18 protein-coding genes and 1 riboswitch are annotated in these 18,966 nt (G+C 63.7%); of the genes, 7 read left to right on the forward strand and 11 right to left on the reverse strand.

What is annotated here, in order from left to right; genetic code table 11:
* The first annotated feature begins 259 nt into the window (after positions 1 to 259).
* A riboswitch (cobalamin riboswitch) is annotated at positions 260 to 482 on the forward strand.
* Positions 483 to 528: 46 nt separating this feature from the next.
* Entirely contained in the window at positions 529 to 1,209 is a 681-nt protein-coding gene (locus IF10I1_RS15145) for an energy-coupling factor ABC transporter permease (RefSeq protein WP_186393415.1), read from the forward strand.
* Between the two features lie 54 nt (positions 1,210 to 1,263).
* Here IF10I1_RS15145 and IF10I1_RS15150 read toward each other — a convergent pair whose 3' ends face one another.
* From IF10I1_RS15150 to IF10I1_RS15170, 5 genes are all read right to left on the reverse strand, one after another.
* Positions 1,264 to 1,605 carry an NHLP leader peptide family natural product precursor gene (locus tag IF10I1_RS15150; protein WP_186393416.1) on the reverse strand — a complete coding sequence of 114 codons (342 nt, stop codon included), beginning with the start codon at positions 1,603 to 1,605 and terminating at the stop codon, positions 1,264 to 1,266.
* 14 nt (positions 1,606 to 1,619) lie between these two features.
* Positions 1,620 to 1,952 (reverse strand): NHLP leader peptide family natural product precursor, encoded by a 333-nt coding sequence (locus IF10I1_RS15155; protein ID WP_186393417.1) that lies wholly within the window; start codon positions 1,950 to 1,952, stop codon positions 1,620 to 1,622.
* 32 nt (positions 1,953 to 1,984) lie between these two features.
* Positions 1,985 to 2,320 (reverse strand): NHLP leader peptide family RiPP precursor, encoded by a 336-nt coding sequence (locus IF10I1_RS15160; protein ID WP_186393418.1) that lies wholly within the window; start codon positions 2,318 to 2,320, stop codon positions 1,985 to 1,987.
* A 129-nt stretch (positions 2,321 to 2,449) separates the two neighbouring features.
* Entirely contained in the window at positions 2,450 to 2,773 is a 324-nt protein-coding gene (locus IF10I1_RS15165; RefSeq protein ID WP_186393419.1) for an NHLP leader peptide family RiPP precursor, read from the reverse strand.
* A 26-nt stretch (positions 2,774 to 2,799) separates the two neighbouring features.
* Positions 2,800 to 3,141: an NHLP leader peptide family RiPP precursor gene (locus tag IF10I1_RS15170; RefSeq protein ID WP_208977426.1), complete on the reverse strand. Its 342-nt coding sequence runs from the start codon at positions 3,139 to 3,141 to the stop codon at positions 2,800 to 2,802.
* Positions 3,142 to 3,509: 368 nt separating this feature from the next.
* Between IF10I1_RS15170 and IF10I1_RS15175 the strand changes: the two genes are divergently transcribed.
* Positions 3,510 to 4,934, forward strand: a complete 1,425-nt coding sequence (locus tag IF10I1_RS15175; protein ID WP_186393420.1) for an amidase — start codon at positions 3,510 to 3,512, stop codon at positions 4,932 to 4,934.
* 9 nt (positions 4,935 to 4,943) lie between these two features.
* Here IF10I1_RS15175 and purN read toward each other — a convergent pair whose 3' ends face one another.
* Entirely contained in the window at positions 4,944 to 5,606 is a 663-nt protein-coding gene (purN, locus tag IF10I1_RS15180; RefSeq protein ID WP_186393421.1) for a phosphoribosylglycinamide formyltransferase, read from the reverse strand.
* Entirely contained in the window at positions 5,603 to 6,691 is a 1,089-nt protein-coding gene (purM, locus tag IF10I1_RS15185) for a phosphoribosylformylglycinamidine cyclo-ligase (protein WP_186393422.1), read from the reverse strand. The genes purN and purM overlap by 4 nt, the downstream gene beginning before the upstream one ends.
* Before the next feature lie 231 nt (positions 6,692 to 6,922).
* Here purM and IF10I1_RS15190 point away from each other — a divergent pair, with 231 nt between their 5' ends.
* The 4 genes from IF10I1_RS15190 (at position 6,923) to IF10I1_RS15205 (ending at position 12,503) form a co-directional block, all read left to right on the forward strand.
* A complete protein-coding gene (locus tag IF10I1_RS15190) occupies positions 6,923 to 8,014 on the forward strand; it encodes an AI-2E family transporter (RefSeq protein WP_122520114.1) in 1,092 nt (363 codons plus the stop codon).
* Positions 8,015 to 8,034: 20 nt separating this feature from the next.
* Positions 8,035 to 8,715, forward strand: coding sequence for a hypothetical protein (locus IF10I1_RS15195; RefSeq protein WP_186393423.1), 681 nt, complete (start codon positions 8,035 to 8,037; stop codon positions 8,713 to 8,715).
* A 133-nt stretch (positions 8,716 to 8,848) separates the two neighbouring features.
* Positions 8,849 to 10,981 carry an RNA degradosome polyphosphate kinase gene (locus IF10I1_RS15200; protein WP_186393993.1) on the forward strand — a complete coding sequence of 711 codons (2,133 nt, stop codon included), beginning with the start codon at positions 8,849 to 8,851 and terminating at the stop codon, positions 10,979 to 10,981.
* Positions 10,974 to 12,503, forward strand: coding sequence for a Ppx/GppA phosphatase family protein (locus tag IF10I1_RS15205; RefSeq protein ID WP_122520112.1), 1,530 nt, complete (start codon positions 10,974 to 10,976; stop codon positions 12,501 to 12,503). Before IF10I1_RS15200 ends, IF10I1_RS15205 begins: the two co-directional genes overlap by 8 nt.
* A 33-nt stretch (positions 12,504 to 12,536) precedes the next feature.
* On the opposite strand, the gene IF10I1_RS15210 is transcribed toward IF10I1_RS15205, so the two are convergent.
* From IF10I1_RS15210 to IF10I1_RS15225, 4 genes are all read right to left on the reverse strand, one after another.
* Positions 12,537 to 13,211, reverse strand: a complete 675-nt coding sequence (locus tag IF10I1_RS15210) for a DsbA family oxidoreductase (protein ID WP_050471475.1) — start codon at positions 13,209 to 13,211, stop codon at positions 12,537 to 12,539.
* Between the two features lie 93 nt (positions 13,212 to 13,304).
* Positions 13,305 to 14,477: a hypothetical protein gene (locus tag IF10I1_RS15215; protein WP_122520110.1), complete on the reverse strand. Its 1,173-nt coding sequence runs from the start codon at positions 14,475 to 14,477 to the stop codon at positions 13,305 to 13,307.
* A 3-nt stretch (positions 14,478 to 14,480) separates the two neighbouring features.
* A complete protein-coding gene (locus IF10I1_RS15220) occupies positions 14,481 to 16,112 on the reverse strand; it encodes a class I adenylate-forming enzyme family protein (protein ID WP_186393424.1) in 1,632 nt (543 codons plus the stop codon).
* Between the two features lie 22 nt (positions 16,113 to 16,134).
* Complete coding sequence (locus IF10I1_RS15225) at positions 16,135 to 18,054, reverse strand: extracellular solute-binding protein (RefSeq protein WP_186393425.1); 1,920 nt, start codon at positions 18,052 to 18,054, stop codon at positions 16,135 to 16,137.
* Positions 18,055 to 18,323: 269 nt separating this feature from the next.
* Here IF10I1_RS15225 and IF10I1_RS15230 point away from each other — a divergent pair, with 269 nt between their 5' ends.
* Positions 18,324 to 18,947 (forward strand): invasion associated locus B family protein, encoded by a 624-nt coding sequence (locus IF10I1_RS15230; RefSeq protein WP_050471479.1) that lies wholly within the window; start codon positions 18,324 to 18,326, stop codon positions 18,945 to 18,947.
* Positions 18,948 to 18,966: the final 19 nt, after the last annotated feature.

The raw sequence follows: 18,966 nt of genomic DNA on the forward strand, positions 1-18,966 counted from the left end.
GATTGAGAACTGAAATCTAAACCGCCGGAACCATGTCCCAACCTTGCCATCCGGGTCCGTGACTTGCGTCACACACAGGTCTTTGGCCGGAACATGACCGTCCGTAAGGCAGGTTAAACTACTCCGGCATAACGGCTTTGTGAAATGATCTGTCAAAGGGGGCGATTTCACGGCGCTTTGCCGCGGCAGGCTCATACTTTTTACCGGTGTGTGGAGGCCTTGCGCGCCTGCACAAATGCTTTGGCATTGTTTCCGCGTGAGCTAGAGTGCCGCTGATGGGTTGCACAGACGAGGTCTGCTGCGGCAAAAATCAGGGAACGGGGTGAAGGGCTTGCACATGAGGCAAGGCCTGATTCCCCGGCTGCCCCCGCAACTGTAAACGGCGAGCGACGCCCCGATGCCACTGGCCCCAAAAGGCTGGGAAGGCAGGCGAAGCAGTGAACCGTGAGCCAGGATACCTGTCCATCACATGACCGGGCGCAAAGCCCCACCCAGTCCCATGCGCGGCGGGCGCAGAAAGGAACGAGCATGCATATCGAAGAAGGCGTCGTTGAAGGCGCGAAGATCATCCTGAGCTATGGCACGGCGGCAGCGGCTTTCGGGCTTGCGGCAAAACTCGCCGTTGACGACCTGCGGACCAATGGCGGCGCCATTCCGCTTCTCCTGCGCAGCATCATGACGACTGCGCTTGTGTTCTGCTTCTTCGAGGTGCTGCCGCATCACCCCGTGGGCGTGTCGGAGGTGCATCTGATTCTCGGCTCGACCCTGCTGCTGCTGTTCGGGGCAGGGGCGGCCGCCATCGGTCTTGCGGCCGGGTTGCTGATCCAGGGGCTGTTCTTTGCGCCCTTCGACCTGCCGCAATACGGCATGAATGTCACCACGCTGCTGGTGCCGCTCTTTGGCATCAGCCTGCTGGCAAAGCGAATCATTGCGCCGTCGACGCCTTATGTGGACCTGAAATATTCGCAGGCGCTGGCGCTTTCCACCGCCTATCAGGGCGGCATCGTCGCCTGGGTGGCCTTCTGGGCCATCTATGGCCATGGCTTCTCTGCGGAGAACCTGGCGGACGTAGCCAGCTTCGGTGCGGCCTACATGACCGTGATCATTCTGGAGCCGCTGGTGGATCTTGGCGTGCTGGCCGGTGCAAAAGCCTTGAAGCAGCTGAGCCGCAGCCCGCTGTTCAATTCAAGGCTTCATGTAGCGGGCTGAACCTTTGACATGAAAGGAGGCCGGGCTGTCCCGGCCTCCATGCAGATGATCTGGTCAAAAAGGATCGATGCCGATGCGGCCCAGCTTGTCCTGGGTCCAGCCGTCGCCTTTGCAGCCCTTGTAGGCGCCGCCGGAAGCGTAATCGAGCAGCTCGTCCGGGAGTTCATCCGCTTCGATGCGGCGCGGCAGAACCAGCACGACCTCTCCTGCGGTTTCTTCCAGAACGCGGATTGCAAGGCTGGGCACCGGATCCGTGCCGAGCAGATCCAAGAGCGCTGCGTGCGGATCGCTCAGAAGCGCAGCGCGGAAGGCTGTGTCTGATTGTGCCTTGGCTCGAAGTTCGGCCTCCAGCAGGGCGCGGGCTTTCTCGAATGGATAGGCGATGATTTCGCTCATGGTCTTCTCCTTGATTACCAGAGGCCGCGGCCTTCGATCGGCTTGAAGAAGCCGATATCCCGCAGGCATTTGTCGAGGCTGCCACCGGAGGCATAATCGAGCAGTTCATCCGGCAGCTCGTCTTCGGCGATGGAACGCGGCAGCACGAGAAGCACTTCGCCGGCCTGTTCCTCGACGACGCTGATCTTCATCGAGGGGATCGGATCATTGCCGAACATCTCGCGGATGGCGGCATGCGGGTTGCTCTTCAGCAGCTCGCGGAAGGCCGTGTCGGAGGTTGCCCTGGCAACGAGCGCAGCCTCAATGTGGGCACGGGCGCCGGCAACGGCTTCGATCATGGACGTCATCTGAATATCCTTTCTGATCAAGTGATGAGTGGTTACTTCTTCTTGTCGAACCGGCCGAAGAGCCAGTCGTTCTTGAACTGGTTCCAGCATTCCTGCGCATTGCCGCCAGCGGCATAGTCGAGGATTTCGTCCGGCAGTTCGTCCTGGGCGATCGCACGGGGCAGGACGAGGGTGACCTCGCCGGCCTGTTCTTCCACAACGGTGATCTTCAGCGACGGGATCGGATCATTGCCCAGCAGCTCGCGAATGGCGGCGTGCGGGTTGCTCGTCAGCAGCGCGCGGAAGGCTGCGTCAGACGTGGCCTTTTCGATCAGCGCAGCCTCGATGTGGGCGCGGGCGGCTGCCATGGTATCTGTCATGTGCGGCATGGTGTCTTTCCTTGCAGGGCGTGAGTTCAGGGCTGCAGGGCCGGTTTGCGTGCGCAATGCCTCAGGCGTTCCCCCGGCAGTTTCTGCTGCAGGTGGCCCTCGCCGGATTCTTGCCTTGCTGTTTCTGGACTAGGTGAAGCGCGCGATCATAGGCTCTGTCCGTCCGAGGAGGCATTGCTTGCCGTCGCCGCCAGAGGCGTAGTCAAGCAGCTCGTCCGGCAACTCGTCCTGCGCAATCGCCCGGGGCAGAACGAGCGTGATTTCGCCTGGCTGCTCTTCAATCACGGTGATCTTCAGCGAGGGGAGCGTGTCAACGCCCAGCAGCTTGCGGAGAGCGGCGTGAGGATTGCTTGTCAGCAGAGCGCGGAAGGTTGCGTCAGAGGCCGCTTTTTCGATGAGCACTGACTCGATGTGGGCGCGTACCGATGCCATGGGAACCGTCGTATACGTCATGGTCTTCTCCTTTGAAGATTGCTTTCTCAGGGCATCCAGTCCTGCTTGTAGGCCCACTGGTTGAACTTCCACCAGCACTCCTTGGCATTGCCGCCAGAGGCAAAATCGAGAAGCTCATCCGGCAATTCCTCCGGCAGATCTTTCTGCGAAATCGCACGGGGCAGGACGAGGGTGACCTCCCCGGCCTGTTCCTCGATGACGCGGATCTTGAGCGAGGGGATCGGGTCCACGCCAAGCAGCTGCTTCAGGGCAGCGCGCGGATCGCTCAGCAGCAGGGTGCGGAAGGCGGCATCTTCGCCAGCCTTCGCCAGCAGCGCTTCCTCAACATGCTGGCGGACGCGAGCCATCGGGTCTGTTGAACTGATCATGTGAATGGCCTTTTCCGTTTTGCTTGCTGCTTGTGGCGGCCAGCGCCGCCGCAAAATCCAAGCATTGACCTTTGAAATATCGTATTGTTCTGCCGTTGATCTGCGGGCTTCGCAGAGACGCCGGGAGGTGGAAAGCAACTCTGGAAAATCGAGCCGCGCATTACTCGGTGCGTGCCCGCTTTCTGATGTTTCTTTTCTATTGCATGGCTGGCAGCTTCTGGTGATTGGACCTGAAAAATTCCAAATCACGCCGGAGCGGGCATTGGGGCAGCTCTGCCGCAATCATGGCCTCGACAAGTGCCGCCGGAATGGAGGACGATTGCAAGACCCGCGAGGCCGCGCAAAGGATCAGGAGCCGCCGAACCATCATGCAGACCGGCATTACAACGCTTTCCGCCGTCCAGCTGTCCGCTGCCATCCATCAACGGCAGATTTCCTGTGTCTCCGTGATGGAGGCCTATCTGGAGCGGATCGGGCGGATCAATCCGCTGATCAACGCGATCATCTATCTGCGCCCTGAAAGGGAACTGCTGGAAGAGGCGCGCGTGTGCGACCGCGAGCTGGCGGAAGGGCACTCACGCGGCTGGATGCACGGGATGCCGCAGGCGGTGAAGGATCTGGCGGAGGTGAAGGGCCTGCCGTGCTCATGGGGCTCGCCCCTGTTCCCCGGCTATGTGTCCCCGGCTGATTCCATTCACGTGGCGCGGGTGCGGGCGGCAGGGGCCATCTTCATCGGCAAGACCAACACGCCGGAATTCGGCCTTGGTTCCCACACCCGCAATCCGGTCCATGGGGCGACCCGCAATCCGCATGATCCGGTACGCAGTGCCGGGGGCTCCAGCGGCGGCGCGGCTGCGGCACTGGCAGCAAGGCTGCTGCCGGTGGCCGATGGCTCGGACATGATGGGCTCGCTGCGCAATCCCGCTGGCTTCAACAATGTCTACGGTTTCCGCCCCAGCTTCGGCCGGGTGCCGAACGGCAAGAGCCCGGATCTGTTCTTCAGCCAGCTTGGAATCAACGGCCCCATGGGGCGCACGGTTGCCGACATGGCGCGGCTGCTGGAAACGCAGGCCGGATATGATCCGGTTGACCCGCTGTCGCTCGCCGATGAAGACCTTGCCTTGCGCGGAGCTGCCAATCTCACGGGCCGAAAGGTGGCCTGGCTGGGGGATCTGGGCGGCTATCTGCCGTTTGAACCGGGCGTGCTGGAGGTCTGCCGCAAGGCGCTGGATGTGCTGTCCGCGATGGGCTGCGAGGTGGTGGAGGTGACGCCGCCGTTCGACTTTACAAAGCTGTGGGAGTGCTGGCTGACCTTGCGCAGCTTCTCCGTCGCCCATGGCCTGCGCGGGTTCTACGACAAGCCGGAGGCTCGGGCGAAACTGAATGCGCAGATGCATTACGAGTTCGAGCTGGCCCTGAGCAAGAGCGCGGCAGACATTCACGCTGCTTCCGTGGTGCGCACCAGCTGGCATGCCGCGATGCGGCGCATGTTCGAGACCTACGACTTCCTGATCCTGCCGTCGGCGCAGGTGTTTCCCTTCGATGTCAATCTGCCCTGGCCCGGTGAAATTGGAGGGCGGACGATGGACACCTATCACCGCTGGATGGAAGTGGTCATCGGCCCGACGCTGGCAGGACTTCCCGTGGCTGCAGTCCCTGCCGGTTTTGGGGCGGGTGGATTGCCGGCTGGCGTCCAGCTCATCGGCCCGCCAAGGGCGGACCGGCAGACGCTGGAATTTGCGCTGGCCTATGAGGAAGCGGCGGGGATCGGGACAGGCGGGCTGGAGTTGTGAGAACTACAATTACCAGCGCGGCGCGGTAAGGCGGCCTTCGGCATCCTCAGCCGCAGCGCGGCAGACGGCCTTGCCGTCTTCCAGCAGCACCTGACCGGAGGCAACCAGCGCCAGCGCCTGCGGATAGATCTGGTGCTCGACACTCAGCACCCTTGCCCCCAGCGCCTCGGGCGTGTCGCCGGACAGCACGGGCACGGCGCCCTGCGCAATGATGGCGCCTTCGTCCATGCCGGGCGAGACGAAATGCACGGTCGCGCCATGCAGGCGCACGCCCGCTTCCAGAGCGCGCTCATGGGTGTGCAGGCCCTTGAAGGAGGGCAGCAGGGCAGGGTGGATGTTGATCATCCGCCCGTTCCAGCGTTCCACGAACCAGGGCGTCATCAGCCGCATGAAGCCCGCAAGCACCACCAGTTCGATGCCCTCCGCCACAAGCATGGCGTCCAGCTCGCGCTCGAAGGATTCCCGGTCGCGGCCATAGGTTTTGTGATCGAGAACCTTGGCCGGAATGCCAAAGCTTTCCGCCCGGGCAATGCCGCCCGCATCCGGCCGGTTCGAGACAACGAGGACGATCTCTGCCGGATAGGCAGGGTCCTTCGCAGCCTCGATCAGCGACAGCATGTTGCTGCCCCGGCCCGAAATCAGAACGGCGGTGCGCTTGCGGCTCACGGTCATGCGAAAATGCTGAGGTGATTGTCGAAGATGACTTCGCTTTCGCCTTCGGCACCGGCTTCCATGCGGCCGATCACAGCAACGGTCTCGCCTTCGGCCTCAAGGGCTGCCTTCACGGCTTCCACGCTGTCAGCGGCAACGGCCACGACCATGCCCGCGCCGCAGTTGAAGGTGCGCAGCATTTCCTTTTCGGCGACGTTGCCGGTGTTGGCAAGCCAGCCGAAGACCGGGGGAACGGAAACGGCGGACAGATCGATACGCGCATTGATGCCTTTCGGCAGCACGCGCGGCAGGTTTTCCGGCAGGCCGCCGCCGGTGATATGCGCCAGCGCCTTGATGCCGGAGGTGGCCTTGAGGGCGGCCAGCAGCGGCTTCACATAGATGCGCGTCGGCGTCATCAGGGCTTCGCCCAGCTTGCGGCCATCCGCGAAGGGGGCGGCGTCCTCATAGGTGAGGCCGGAGACTTCGACGATCTTGCGCACCAGCGAATAGCCGTTGGAATGGACGCCGGAGGAGGCGAGGGCAAGCAGCACGTCGCCTTCCTGCACATCGGCACGCGGCAGCAGGCCATCGCGCTCGACAGCGCCGACGGCGAAACCGGCAAGGTCATAGTCGCCCTTGCCATACATGCCCGGCATTTCCGCCGTTTCGCCGCCGATCAGCGCGCAGCCGGCGATCTTGCAGCCTTCCGCGATGCCGCCAACGACGGCGGTTGCCGTGTCCACATCCAGCGCGCCGGTGGCGTAATAGTCGAGGAAGAACAGCGGCTCTGCGCCCTGAACGACCAGATCGTTGACGCACATGGCAACGAGATCGATGCCCACGGTGTCATGGCAGCCGGTGTCGATGCCGACCTTCAGCTTGGTGCCGACGCCGTCATTGGCGGCAACCAGCAGCGGATCGGAGAAGCCTGCAGCCTTCAGGTCGAAGATACCGCCGAAGCCGCCGATGGCGCTGTCCGCGCCGGAGCGGGCGGTGGCCTTGACCAGCGGCGCGATGCGCTTGACCAGAGCGTTGCCTGCGTCAATATCAACGCCTGACTGGGAATAGGTGAGGCCGTTCTTCCCCTGGCTGTCCTGCGCGCTCATGGGTCAAGTCTCCGTGCCGGTTGCGGTTTGCCAGCGCAATGCCCGATTTTCGGCCGCCTTGCAACGGCTGAGAGGGTGCACATCACGAAAAACCGCCGATTGCGCCCGCATGAGCCGTGGACGGCGGCGGCCAAGGAAGCAGGCGGGCAGCTTCCGGCTTGACCTTGCGGCCTGAAACTGCCCCTATCGCGCTCATATGCCCTGTGTTGCGGTGCATAACGGAGTTGCTTCATGACGTTACGCCGGCAGGTCCAGTTCTGGCTTCTGTCTCTCTTGGCCTTCATCCTGTTCATGATGGTCTTCAGCGCGGTTCTGCTGCCCTTCGTGGCCGGCATGGCATTGGCCTATCTGCTGGATCCGGTGGCAGACTGGTTCGAGCGCCGGGGCTTCAGCCGGCTTGCCGCCACGCTGATGATCCTGCTGCTGTTCGTCATTCTTCTCATCGTGGTTCTGGTGCTGCTCGTGCCGGTTCTGGGCAACCAGATGCTGGGATTTGTCGACCGGCTTCCCTCGCTGGTCCGCTCGTTGCAGGACCTCCTGACCGAGCAACTGGGCGACCGCCTCACCAAGTTCAGCGGCCTGAAGGTCGAGGACATGCAGTCGTCCCTTGGCGACATCATGGGCAAGGCCGCAACATGGATCGGCGGCGTGCTGAAATCGGTCTGGAGCGGCGGACAGGCGCTGATGTCGATCCTGTCGCTCTTCGTGGTGACGCCTGTGGTTGCCTTCTACATGCTGCTCGACTGGGACAACATGATCGAGCGCATCGACAGCTGGCTGCCGCGCCAGCATGCGGAAACCATCCGCGAACTGGCGCGCGAGATGGACAATGCCGTCGCCGGATTCGTGCGCGGGCAGGTGTCCGTCTGCCTGCTGCTGGGCCTCTTCTATGCCGTGTCGCTGGTGATGCTGGGGCTGAATTTCGGCCTGCTGATCGGCATTGGCGCGGGGCTTGTCAGTTTCATTCCCTTTGTCGGCGCGGCGCTCGGGTTCATCGCCTCCATGTCGGTCGCGCTGGTGCAGTTCTGGCCCGACTGGCACTGGATTGCAGCGGTGGCAGCCGTGTTTGCCGTGGGGCAGTTTCTGGAAGGCAACATCCTGCAGCCGAAGCTTGTGGGCAGCAGCGTCGGCCTGCATCCGGTGTGGCTGATGTTTGCCCTGTTTGCCTTTGGATATCTCTTTGGATTTGTTGGTATGCTTGTGGCTGTTCCGGCGGCTGCCATGGTGGGCGTGCTTGCGCGTTTCGCGCTAAGGCAGTACCTAGCCAGTGCCCTGTACAAGGGCACGGGCGTTCCGGAACAGTCCGGAGCTTCTGACGAGTAGAGTTCAAAGCCCAAGAGACCATGGCTGACACACCGCGCCAGCTGCCGCTGATCCTGCCGCATGAGCAGGCCCTGAGCCGGGATGACTTCCTGGAAGGCGAGGCCAATCATGCCGCGCTGGAGATGATCGAGTCCTGGCCTGACTGGCCGGCCCCCGTCACCGTGCTGGCGGGGCCCGTGGGCAGCGGCAAGACGCATCTGGTGGAAATCTGGCGGGCGCTGTCGGGGGCGGTGGTGATCCAGGCCCGTGACCTCACCTCTGAAAAGGTGGCGGATCTGGTGGCCGCCGGGGCTGTTGCCGTCGAAGATGCCCATCGGGGCTTTGACGAGACGGCGCTGTTCCACCTCATCAATGCGGCGCGGCAGGCGGGGGCAAACCTTCTCATCACCAGCCGCACGTGGCCGTCGAGCTGGCCGCTGACGCTGCCGGATCTGGTCTCGCGCCTCAGGGCTGCGACACCTGTGGAAATTCTGGAGCCAGATGACGGGCTTTTGCGCTGTGTCCTTGTGAAGCTCTTTGCCGACCGGCAGGTTGCCATTGACCAAGGGGTGGTGGACTATCTTGTCGTGCGCATGGAACGCTCGCTGGGCGTCGCGGGCCGTCTGGTGGCCGCGCTCGACGCAGAAGCGCTGGCCGCAGGCAGCCGCATCACCCGCAGCCTTGCAGGCAAGGTGCTGGAGCGACAGTCCGGCAAGGCCTGACGTCATTTGAAACGGGAGCAGCATTTTGGTTGACAGGGAAGAGACACAGGCAGCACCGCAAGCGGAGGGCGCCCAGCCTGTACCTCAGGCCAGGACAGCGCCGAATGGTGTTGATCCTGCGGCGGTGGAGCAGATGATGCAGTCGCCGGCCCGGTTCATGAACCGGGAACTCTCCTGGCTGCAGTTCAATCACCGGGTGCTTGAGGAATCCATCAACAAGGATCACCCGCTGCTGGAGCGCCTGCGCTTCCTGTCGATCTCGGCGAACAATCTCGATGAATTTTTCATGGTGCGCGTCGCAGGCCTCAGGGGGCAGCTGCGCGCCGATGTGAGCCTGCGCTCCGACGATGGCCTGACACCGGCCGAACAGCTGGAGAAGATCGGCGCGGCCTGCCAGCGCCTGCAGAGCGAGCAGCAGCGCCTGTGGCGGCAGATCCGTTCGGAGCTGGTCGGCGCCGGCATCCGCATCCTGCTGGCAACGGACCTCGCTGAAGCAGAACGCGACTGGCTGGAAGGCCATTTCCTTGCGCATATCTTCCCGGTGCTGACGCCTCTGGCGATCGATCCGGCGCATCCGTTCCCCTTCATTCCCAATCTCGGCTTCTCGCTGGTGTTCGAGCTGGTGCCGGTGAAGGGCGGACGCGGCATGACGGCGCTGATCCGCCTGCCGGCCCATATCGACCGCTTCGTCCGCCTGCCGGATCTGGGGCAGGGCGAGGGCGAGGTCCGTTACATCACCATCGAGAAGGTGATCGGTCTCTTCATCGGCCGCCTGTTCCCCGGCTACGAGATTCGCGGCAAGGGCACCTTCCGTGTCATCCGTGACAGCGATCTTGAAATCGAGGAAGAGGCGGAGGATCTGGTCCGCCTGTTCGAAACCGCCCTCAAGCGCCGCCGCCGCGGCTCGGTGATCCGGCTGGAGATCGACGCCAATGCCCCGGCCTCGCTCAGGGCCTTCGTCGCCAATGCGCTTGGCGTGACGGATAACGAGATTTTCCTGGTGGATGGCCTGCTGGCGCTGGACAACCTGTCCCAGCTGGTCGCCATGGACCGGGACGACCTGAAATTCACGCCCTACACGCCGCGCTTCCCCGAGCGCATCCGCGAGCATGGCGGTGATTGCCTTGCCTCCATCGTGCAGAAGGACATCATCGTTCACCACCCCTACGAATCCTTCGATGTGGTGGTGCAGTATCTGCGCCAGGCGGCGCAGGACCCGGATGTGGTGGCCATCAAGCAGACGCTCTACCGCACCTCGAAGGACTCGCCCATCGTCAAGGCGCTGGCGGAAGCGGCAGAGGCCGGAAAGTCGGTCACGGCGCTGGTGGAGCTGAAGGCACGGTTCGACGAGGAAGCCAACATCCGCTGGGCCCGCGATCTGGAGCGGGCGGGCGTGCAGGTGGTGTTCGGCTTCATCGAGCTGAAGACCCACGCCAAGCTTTCCATGGTGGTGCGCCGCGAGAACGGCGAGCTGAAGACCTATGTGCACATCGGCACGGGCAACTATCACCCGATCACGGCGCGCATCTACACGGACCTGTCCTATTTCACCGACGATCCGGAAATCGGTCAGGATGCGGCCCGCGTCTTCAACTACATCACCGGCTATGCGGAACCCGCCGAACTGAAGCGGCTCGCCGTTTCGCCCGTGACCATGCGCAAGCGCATCATGGAGCTGACGGAAGCCGAGATCGAACATGCGCGGGCAGGGCGGCCGGCGCAGATCTGGATGAAGATGAACTCGCTGGTGGATGCCGGCATCATCGATGCGCTCTACCGGGCAAGTCAGGCAGGCGTGCAGATCGATCTGGTGGTGCGCGGCATCTGCTGCCTCAGGCCCGGCATTCCGGGCCTTTCGGAGAATATCCGGGCCAAGTCCATCGTCGGGCGGTTCCTGGAGCACAGCCGCATCTTCTGCTTCGGCAATGGCCATGGCCTGCCTTCGCCGCAGGCGCATGTCTACATCGGTTCGGCCGACATGATGCCCCGCAACATCGACCGGCGCGTGGAAATCCTTGCGCCCATGCTGACGCCGACGGTGCATGAACAGGTGCTGGACCAGATCATGGTTGCCAACCTGCGTGACAATCAGCAGAGCTGGCGCATTCTGGCCGATGGCACCCACGAGCGCATCATTCCGGGACCGGGCGAGGAACCTTTCAACGCCCACCGGTATTTCATGACAAACCCTTCACTCTCGGGCCGTGGCAAATCGCTCAATGCTGACAGACCTAAACCCTTCATGGAGCGGCCAAAGCGTGGCTGATTCAAGCGAAAAGCATCCTCCGGCCCGCGGCCGTTTCAATGGCAGCGGGCCGGTCGCAGTGATCGACATCGGATCGAATTCGGTCCGCCTTGTCGTCTATGAACGGGAAGCGCGCTCCCCGACGATCCTGTTCAACGAAAAGGTGCTGGCAGGCCTTGGCCGCGGCATTGCCACCACCGGGGAACTTGCCGAAGAATCGACCGCTTCGGCCCTGGCGGCGCTGAGCCGGTTCCGGTTCCTGTGCAGCCATCTGGACGTAAAGGCGGTCTATGTGCTGGCAACGGCAGCCGCCCGCGATGCCAGCAACGGCGCGGCTTTCGTTGCCGAAGTGGAACGTGTGACCGGCCAGACGGTGCGCATTCTCAACGGGCCTGAAGAGGCCTATTACTCGGCTCTGGGCATCATGGCCGGCTTCTGGAAGCCGCATGGCGTCGTCGGCGATCTGGGCGGCGGCAGCCTCGAGCTGGTCAGCATCGGCGCCCGTGGCCCGGGCGAGGGTGCAACTTTCCCGCTGGGCGGATTACGCCTGCAGGAAGCCTCGGGCGGGCGTATTCCGCGCGCCCAGAAGATCGTGGATGATGCGCTGGCGAAAGCCAACTGGCCTGCCCGCGCCGCGCGCCATACGTTCTACGCGGTCGGCGGAACCTGGCGCTCGCTGGCCCGGCTGCATCTCTTCCAGGCTGGCTATCCGCTGCATGTGATGCACAACTATGCCATTCCGGCGGAAGAGGCGATCGAGTTCTGCCGGGTGGTCTCCACCCGGGACGTCAACACGCTGGACTTCATCGACGTCATCTCCCGCCAGCGCCGCGCGCTGCTGCCCTTTGGCGCCATCGTGATGGAGCGGGTGCTCAGGGCGATGAAGGCCGACCGGGTGATCATGTCGGCCACCGGTGTGCGCGAGGGGCTGCTCTACGAGCACCTGCCGCCTGCCATCCGCCGTCAGGATCCGCTGCTGGAATCAGCCCGTGAGCTGGCGCATCTGCGCGCCCGTTCGCCGCAATATGCGGAGGAACTGATCACATGGACCGATCAGCTCATGCCGGTGATCGGGGTGGATGAAACCGAGGAAGAGCTGCGCCTGCGCCATGCAGCCTGTCTTCTGTCCGATATCGGCTGGCGCGCGCACCCCGATTATCGCGGCGAGCAGAGCCTCAACATCATTTCCAACGCAGCCTTTGCCGGTATCGACCATGCGGGCCGCGCCTATCTGGCGATGACGGTGTTCTTCCGCCATCAGGGGCTGATTGACGACGCCCTGTCGCCGCGTCTGCGCGAGCTGGCCCCGACCCGGCTGAAGGAGCGGGCGCGGATTCTGGGTGCGGCGCTGCGTGTGGCATCGCTGATCTCCGCCTCCATGCCCGGCACGCTGCTGAAGACCCTGATCCAGCGCGACGAGGACAGCCTGACGCTGACCTTGCCCGGTGAACTGGCGATGCTGGATGGCGAGCGCCTGCGCAAGCGTATGGTGCAATTTGCCAAGCTGGTCGGCGCCAAGGGCGAAGTTCTGCCGCTGCCGTGAGTGACTGAAGTGACTGCGGCAGATCGCCCGCAGTCAGTTGACGGTGACGGGCTCGTCGGCCGTGCGTGTCGCATCGGCGTGCAGGAGGGCCGCAGAGATGGTTTCCGGGCTTTCCGCCCCGGCGATCGCAAAGCGGCCGTCGATGATGAAGAAGGGCACGCCGGTGACGCCCATGCCGCCGGCCTGCTCGATCTGGCTGCGCAGCTTGGCAAGGTCGCTGTCCGTTTCCAGAAGCTGGGCAACAAGATCGGACTCCATGCCTGCCTCTGCCGAGATATCGACCAGCGTCGAGGCCTTGGAAAGATCGCGGCCTTCGATGAAATAGGCCCGGAACAGCCGCTCCACCACGTCATCCTGCAGCCCGTCCGCCCGGGACCAGAGGATCAGGCGGTGGCTGTCGAGCGTGTTGGGGGACACGCGGATCCTGTCGAAGGCGAAGGCAATGCCTTCTTCCGCCCCTGCGGCGCTCACCTTCTGGTAGATGGCGGCTGCCTTAGCCGGGCCTCCGAATTTCTCGTTCAGATAGGTTTCCCGGTCCTTGCCTTCACGCGGAAGCGACGGATCGAGCTGGAAGGGATGCCAGCGCACTTCGATGTTGAGGTCCGGCACTTGCCGGATGGCTTTTTCGAGCCTGCGCTTGCCAATGTAGCACCAGGGGCACATGACATCTGAGATGACATCGACGGTAAGGGGCGGTTGTTCCGCCATGGCTGCCTCCTGGCTGCGGGCTCGTGTAGGGTCAGGCTAGACAGACTTGTTGAGCCACGCAAGGGCAACCAAAACGGATATCCGCTGCACTGCTTACAAAAGGGTTGAGCCCAGAATGGCGTTGATGCGCCGCTTCAGGCTCGGTCCGGCCTGATCATGTTTCAGCACCGCCACAGGTCCCCGGCCCGCCACATAGCAGATGAGGTCCTCCTCCCGGCTCGTGGCATCGGCAATGGAGAGGATCGTGCCGGACAGATCGCCTGCGAGCTGGGTGACGGGGATATTGGCCGCGTCCGCTTCCGGGGACAGCCGCACCTCATCCAGCATCAGCCCGCGCAAGGCCGCCTGATCGGCGCTGCGATGCAGATAAGCCTGATAGAGGGGCAGGGGCAGGCCTTCCTCGCCCGCCTGCCGCAGCAGCCAGACACGGCTTTCCGCGAGCAGGCGGTCGGCGAGCCGGCGGCGCTTGCCCATGCGGATGGCGCTGGCAATCCTGGCTGACAGCATGGCCCGCGTCAGGTCGCCATGCAGCACATCATTGGCGCCCATCTCGAACAGGGCCGCCACTTCCTGCCGGTCGTCGGCAAAGGCCAGCACAGGGATCTGGGAGAAGCGGGCATCACGGCGGATGCGCTCGATCAGATCGAGGCTGTCGTCGATCCCGGCCTCGATGATCACCGCGTCGAACGCGCGCTGGGAGAGGTAGTTTTCCGCCATGTCGGCGGACAAGGCACCGATCAGATCCACATTTCTTGCGCGAGCGTCGAAGAGCTCGATGAAACGGCGGCCAAGGCCCGCGACCAGAAGGCTGGAGCCGCCCTGCTGATGCGGCGCAGAGCCATAGCTCGGCACACGTCCAAAAACGAGCCGGCGGATGCGCGCCTCGTCACTGCGCAGGATGGCACGCTGGCGCGCACAGATCATGCGGAACAGGCTTGCTTCGGGGATATCCGCGTCAACAAGCCCATGGGAGCGGCGCAGCGGCAAGCCGACAGCACTTCCGGCGCCGCACAGGAGCAGGGCAGGAACCTCCACCGGCAGCTTGCTCTCGGCCCTCGCAAGCCGGGCGAGCGGCGCAAGCGTCTGGTCCAGCCGCACCACAACAGCCGCCGGCAGTTCTGCCAGATCGTCATCGCCCGCCGTCAGCAGGTCGAGCTCACGCGGCCAGCCGGGAGCTCCAGCGCCAAACACCGGCTCCGGACCAATGCGCCAGACGGGCCCCTGCCAGACGAGGGCACTGTCGCCATCTCCGTCAAAGGCCGCCATTGATCATGCCACCTGCCGGTCCTGGCGCTGAAGCCGTGCCGCCAGCCGGTGCCGGTCGACGGTGCCATCCTCCAGCCTCGGGAGTGCCTGCAGCATCAGGACACGTGTGGGCACCTTGGCGAGGTCAACCCGTTCGGTGTCGAGCCAGGCAAAGAAGGCACGGGCATCGGGCGAGCAGCCGGGGCGCATGACAAGGGCCGCATGGAGCTTTGCGCCCAGGATCGGATCATCCACCAAAAAAGCGGCAGCCTCCGTCACCTCGTCATAGGCGGCGTAGATCTGATCGATCCCTTCCAGCGCGCCGGCGCCGGGGGCCAGTTCGCCCGGAATGCCGAAACCGGCAAGTCCGCCTTCAACGGGGATCACGGAAACGCCTGTCCGGAGAAAACCGGCCGCGTCAGTCAGTGGACCCGGCCCGGCCTTGCGGCCGGCCTTCCAGCCGGCATCGGCAACCATCGGGCCGCGGGCCAGCAGCTTGTGCGGGCTGCCGTTGTCGCCGCCTTCCGTCTTGATCTCCAGGACGCCGGCGGAAATATCGGTTCCGGCCGGAGCGCCGAAGCTGCCAAGCGGAATGGGGTGGATGCGGGCGGATTTGCCGCGCAGTCTTGCGACCAGCGCATATTCATCCGCCACGTGCAGGTCCACCAGCTGGTGGCGCGGCACGAAGGTGGTGGCCTGCGGCGAGGAAATGCTCCAGCATGCAACGATGCTGGTGGACTTGCGGCCCAGCCGCACATCCAGCGCCTCGGCCAGCGGGCCGGGCGTCAGCACATAATCGGCTTCCACGGCCTCGGCATGGGCCGCAAGGCGCTGCAGCGAGGTGGGATGATGCAGGTGCATGGTGCCGCCGGACAGGAGCCACGGGACAAGCCCGGCACCGACACCGGTCATGCCGCTGAAGGCATAAGGCACAACGATGCTGGCCCCATCCGGCAGGCGCGTTTCGAGATAGGGCATGAAGCCGGCGGCAATCCACTGATTGTGGCTGCGGGTCACGGGCATCGGCTCGGCGCCATTGCGCGACCAGGTGACCGTTGCCGTATGTTCCGCCGAATTGGGCCGTGACAGCTGCGGGGCGGGCATGTCGTCGCCCATCTCGGCAAGCACGGGCCCCAGTTCGATCAGCCCGTCCGGAATGTCCTTGCCCAGGCCAAAGACGAAGCGCAGGCTGAACAGTTCGGCTGCCACATCGCGGGCGGCATGAGCCACCTGCCTTGTCTCCAATCTGTCCGCTGCCACAAGGCCCTTGGCACCGAGACTGTTGAGCGCTTCCAGCACGTCCTTCTGCCGCCAGTGCAGGGGCAGGGGCGAGACGATCAGCCCGGCCCTCAGCGCGGCCAGAAAGGCAATCACCGTATCCACGGTGTTCGGCGCCTGAATGCCGATCACATGGTCGGTGGACAGGCCAACGGCGGCATAGAAGGCGGCGAGCTTCTGGATCTCGCGCTCGGCTTCGGCATAGGTCAGCTGGCGGGCTTCACCGCCGGTCCAGGAGGAACGGTCGGGCGCGTCCACAAGGGCGAGCCGGTCCGGATTGGCGGCGGCCGTCTTGCGGAAGATCTCGTCGAGCGTCACGCGGCCCCAGAAAGCGCTGAGGCGGTTGCGTTCGATGGAGTCTGCAGGCGTTGTAATCATGATCCTGGTCCCTTGCCGGGTCTCAGTTGGCGCCTTCGGTTTTCCACCACGTCGTGGTTTCGAAACCGTAAATCGGGTCTATCTGAGGTGACGTGATTCTGGTCCAATGTCCAAGCCATTCCGCAGGCGGATGGAACAAGGGCACGGCGTAACGGCCTGAAATCAGAACACGGTCGAGCGCCCGGACGGCCGATATGAAGTCTTCCTTGCTGTGTGATGCGACCATCGCGGCGATCATCGCGTCAATTGCCGGCTCCTTCGCGCCGGTGATGTTGAACGAGCCGGGTGTGTCGGCTGCGGCGATCGACCAGCGTCCCATCTGCTCGCCGCCTGGGGAGAGAGACGAGCTCCACATGTGGAACACCATGTCGAAGTCGAACTTGATGCGCCGGTCCTCGAACTGGGACGGGTCCACCGTGCGCACGTTTGCCTTGATGCCGATCACATCCAGATTGCGGGCATAGGCGAGGGCGATCTTCTCCTCGTCCTCGTTCTTGGTCATGATTTCGAAGCTGACCGGCTGGCCGTCGGGCCCCTTCAGGATACGGCCGTCGAGGGTGTAACCGGCCTCCTTGAGCACGGCCATGGCATCGCGCAGCACGGCCCGGTCACGTCCGGAGCCGTCGGTTTCGGCAGGGCGCCAGGTGCCATCCATCACATCCGGATCCACGACGCCGGGGAAGGGGGCCAGAAGCTCCTTCTCCCGCTCGCTGGCCGGATGGCCGATGGACGACAGCTCCGACTTGTCCCAGTAGCCGGCGGTGCGGTCATAGAGGCCCGCATAGAGATTGCGGTTGATCCATTCGAAATCGAACAGCATCGACAGCGCCTTGCGCAGGCGCTTGTCGGCGAAGACCGGGCGGCGCGTGTTGAAGGCAAGGCCCTGGATCACCGGCGGGATGCCCTTGACGATCTCCTTGCGCACCACCTTGCCTTCATTTGCCGCCGGGAAGTCGAAGCCATTGGCCCAGCGGGAGGGATTGTTGAAGGGCAGCACGTCGATCAGCCCCTTGCGGAAGGCTTCCTGCAAGGTGGTCTCGTCGCGGTAATATTCGATGCGGATCTCGTCGAAATTGTCCATGCCGCGCTTGGAAGGCAGATCCTTGCCCCAGTAATCCGGATTGCGCCGGTACACGGCGCGGCGGCCGGGGACGATCTCGGCAAAGACATAGGGGCCGGTGCCAAGCGGCGGCTTCAGGCTGGACTTGTCGAATGTGTCCGGGTTCGTGGCGGCCTTGGAGAACATCGGCGCCAGCGCGATGAGCAGCGGCAGCTCGCGATTCTCGTTGTTCTTGAAGGTGAAGCGGACGGTTCTTTCACCGGTGACTTCACTCTTCTCGATCTCGGCATACCAGTTGCGGAAGGGCGGGCGGCCCTTCTCGCGCATGATATCGAGCGAGAAGATCACATCGTCGACCGTGAAGGGGCTGCCGTCCGAGAACCTGGCCTTCGGGTTCAGGCGGAATTCGATCCAGGACCGGTCTTCGGCCATGCGCACGGCCTCGGCGAGGTGGCCGTAGAGCGAGAAAGCTTCGGCGTTGGAGCGCACCATCAGGCTTTCGATGATGTTTTCGCCGAATTGCCGCTCCTTCATGCCGCGCGCGCTGGTGAAGCCGCCCTGCACCACGAAGGAATTGAGGCTGTCGAACGTGCCCTGCACCCCCAGCGTCAAAGTGCCGCCCTTGGGCGCATTGGGATTCGCATAAGGAAAATGTGAGTAGTCCGCAGGCAGGGCCGGATCACCATGCATTGCGATTCCATGGACCCAGGGAGCCGGGTTTTCCTCACCCGCGGCAGCTGTTTCCGGGGTCTGAGCGCGGCAATCCTGCGTGAAGGTTAAACCGCCCGCTGCCAGCACAAAGACCGGAAAAGCCAGCGCAAACCGGCGGAAAGCCGTCATGCGTCCGGTCTTTCCAGAAACAGTTTTCAGGGAAAAAGCCATTGTGTGATGCATGTCCATCTTGATTCTGTCGCTGGAATGGTAACACACCAGTGGCTACCCGCGCATTCCGCGCCCGGAGATGCTGGAAATCCGCTCACGATGCGGTTAAACATGGGCCCGCGCAGGTGAAGGGTCACCCTGTTGCCGCAATCTTCCGGCATCGGGGCTGGTGATGTCGGCCAGCGTGGCGGCGGCAGTTCCGCTGGACGCGCGGGGCCGTGGGGAACGCAAGGCCTGGACGAGCGAACGCACAATCGAGGATGTTTCGAATGAAGAGTTTTCTGATGAGGGGGATGGCGGGCTGTGCGGTCGCTGCGCTTGCCATGCTTGGTGGCACGGCCGCCGTTTCGGCGCAGCAGGCCGAGGCAGATTCCCCCTGGGTCAAGGTGTGCAATACCGATCCGAACGTGAACAAGGAAATCTGCCTTGTGACGCAGGAGCTGCGGACTGCCACGGGCCAGTTCCTGTCGTCGGTTGCGATTCGCGAGATCGCCGGCGAAGCGCGCAAGACGCTGCTCATCGCCGTGCCGACCGGCATGCTGATCCAGCCGGGCATGCGCGTGCAGGTCGATGCCGGCAAGCAGACGGAAGCCAAGTACGGCATCTGCTTCCCGAATGCGTGCTATTCGGAGCTCGTCATTGATGATGCCTTCGTCGCCCAGCTGAAGAAGGGCTCCAAGCTCGTCATCACCGCCTTGAACCAGCAGGCAAAGCCGGTTCCGCTGGAACTGACGCTCGCAGGCTTCACCAAGGTCTATGACGGCGCCGCCATGGATGTGGGCGAGATCCAGAAGAAGCAGGAACAGCTTCAGAGCGAGCTGCAGCGCCGCGCTGACGAAGCCCGCCAGAAGCTGATCGACAAGCAGAAGGAACAGACCCAGTCGGGCAACTGATCGGCTGGTCTTTCCTTAC

This window comes from Pannonibacter sp. I15F10I1 (assembly GCF_900185665.1).
Classification (GTDB): Bacteria; Pseudomonadota; Alphaproteobacteria; order Rhizobiales; family Stappiaceae; genus Pannonibacter; species Pannonibacter indicus.

Excerpts from the sequence above, each read along its gene's own strand:
- IF10I1_RS15155 (WP_186393417.1), bottom strand. The coding sequence starts at position 1,952 with ATGACGTCCATGATCGAAGCCGTTGCCGGCGCCCGTGCCCACATTGAG.
- IF10I1_RS15190 (WP_122520114.1), top strand. The coding sequence starts at position 6,923 with ATGACGTTACGCCGGCAGGTCCAGTTCTGGCTTCTGTCTCTCTTGGCC.
- IF10I1_RS15230 (WP_050471479.1), top strand. The coding sequence starts at position 18,324 with ATGAAGAGTTTTCTGATGAGGGGGATGGCGGGCTGTGCGGTCGCTGCG.
- IF10I1_RS15145 (WP_186393415.1), top strand. The coding sequence starts at position 529 with ATGCATATCGAAGAAGGCGTCGTTGAAGGCGCGAAGATCATCCTGAGC.
- IF10I1_RS15160 (WP_186393418.1), bottom strand. The coding sequence starts at position 2,320 with ATGCCGCACATGACAGATACCATGGCAGCCGCCCGCGCCCACATCGAG.
- IF10I1_RS15175 (WP_186393420.1), top strand. The coding sequence starts at position 3,510 with ATGCAGACCGGCATTACAACGCTTTCCGCCGTCCAGCTGTCCGCTGCC.
- IF10I1_RS15165 (WP_186393419.1), bottom strand. The coding sequence starts at position 2,773 with ATGACGTATACGACGGTTCCCATGGCATCGGTACGCGCCCACATCGAG.
- IF10I1_RS15200 (WP_186393993.1), top strand. The coding sequence starts at position 8,849 with ATGATGCAGTCGCCGGCCCGGTTCATGAACCGGGAACTCTCCTGGCTG.
- IF10I1_RS15195 (WP_186393423.1), top strand. The coding sequence starts at position 8,035 with ATGGCTGACACACCGCGCCAGCTGCCGCTGATCCTGCCGCATGAGCAG.
- purN (WP_186393421.1), bottom strand. The coding sequence starts at position 5,606 with ATGACCGTGAGCCGCAAGCGCACCGCCGTTCTGATTTCGGGCCGGGGC.
- IF10I1_RS15210 (WP_050471475.1), bottom strand. The coding sequence starts at position 13,211 with ATGGCGGAACAACCGCCCCTTACCGTCGATGTCATCTCAGATGTCATG.
- IF10I1_RS15150 (WP_186393416.1), bottom strand. The coding sequence starts at position 1,605 with ATGAGCGAAATCATCGCCTATCCATTCGAGAAAGCCCGCGCCCTGCTG.
- IF10I1_RS15220 (WP_186393424.1), bottom strand. The coding sequence starts at position 16,112 with ATGATTACAACGCCTGCAGACTCCATCGAACGCAACCGCCTCAGCGCT.
- IF10I1_RS15225 (WP_186393425.1), bottom strand. The coding sequence starts at position 18,054 with ATGGCTTTTTCCCTGAAAACTGTTTCTGGAAAGACCGGACGCATGACG.
- IF10I1_RS15170 (WP_208977426.1), bottom strand. The coding sequence starts at position 3,141 with ATGATCAGTTCAACAGACCCGATGGCTCGCGTCCGCCAGCATGTTGAG.
- IF10I1_RS15215 (WP_122520110.1), bottom strand. The coding sequence starts at position 14,477 with ATGGCGGCCTTTGACGGAGATGGCGACAGTGCCCTCGTCTGGCAGGGG.
- purM (WP_186393422.1), bottom strand. The coding sequence starts at position 6,691 with ATGAGCGCGCAGGACAGCCAGGGGAAGAACGGCCTCACCTATTCCCAG.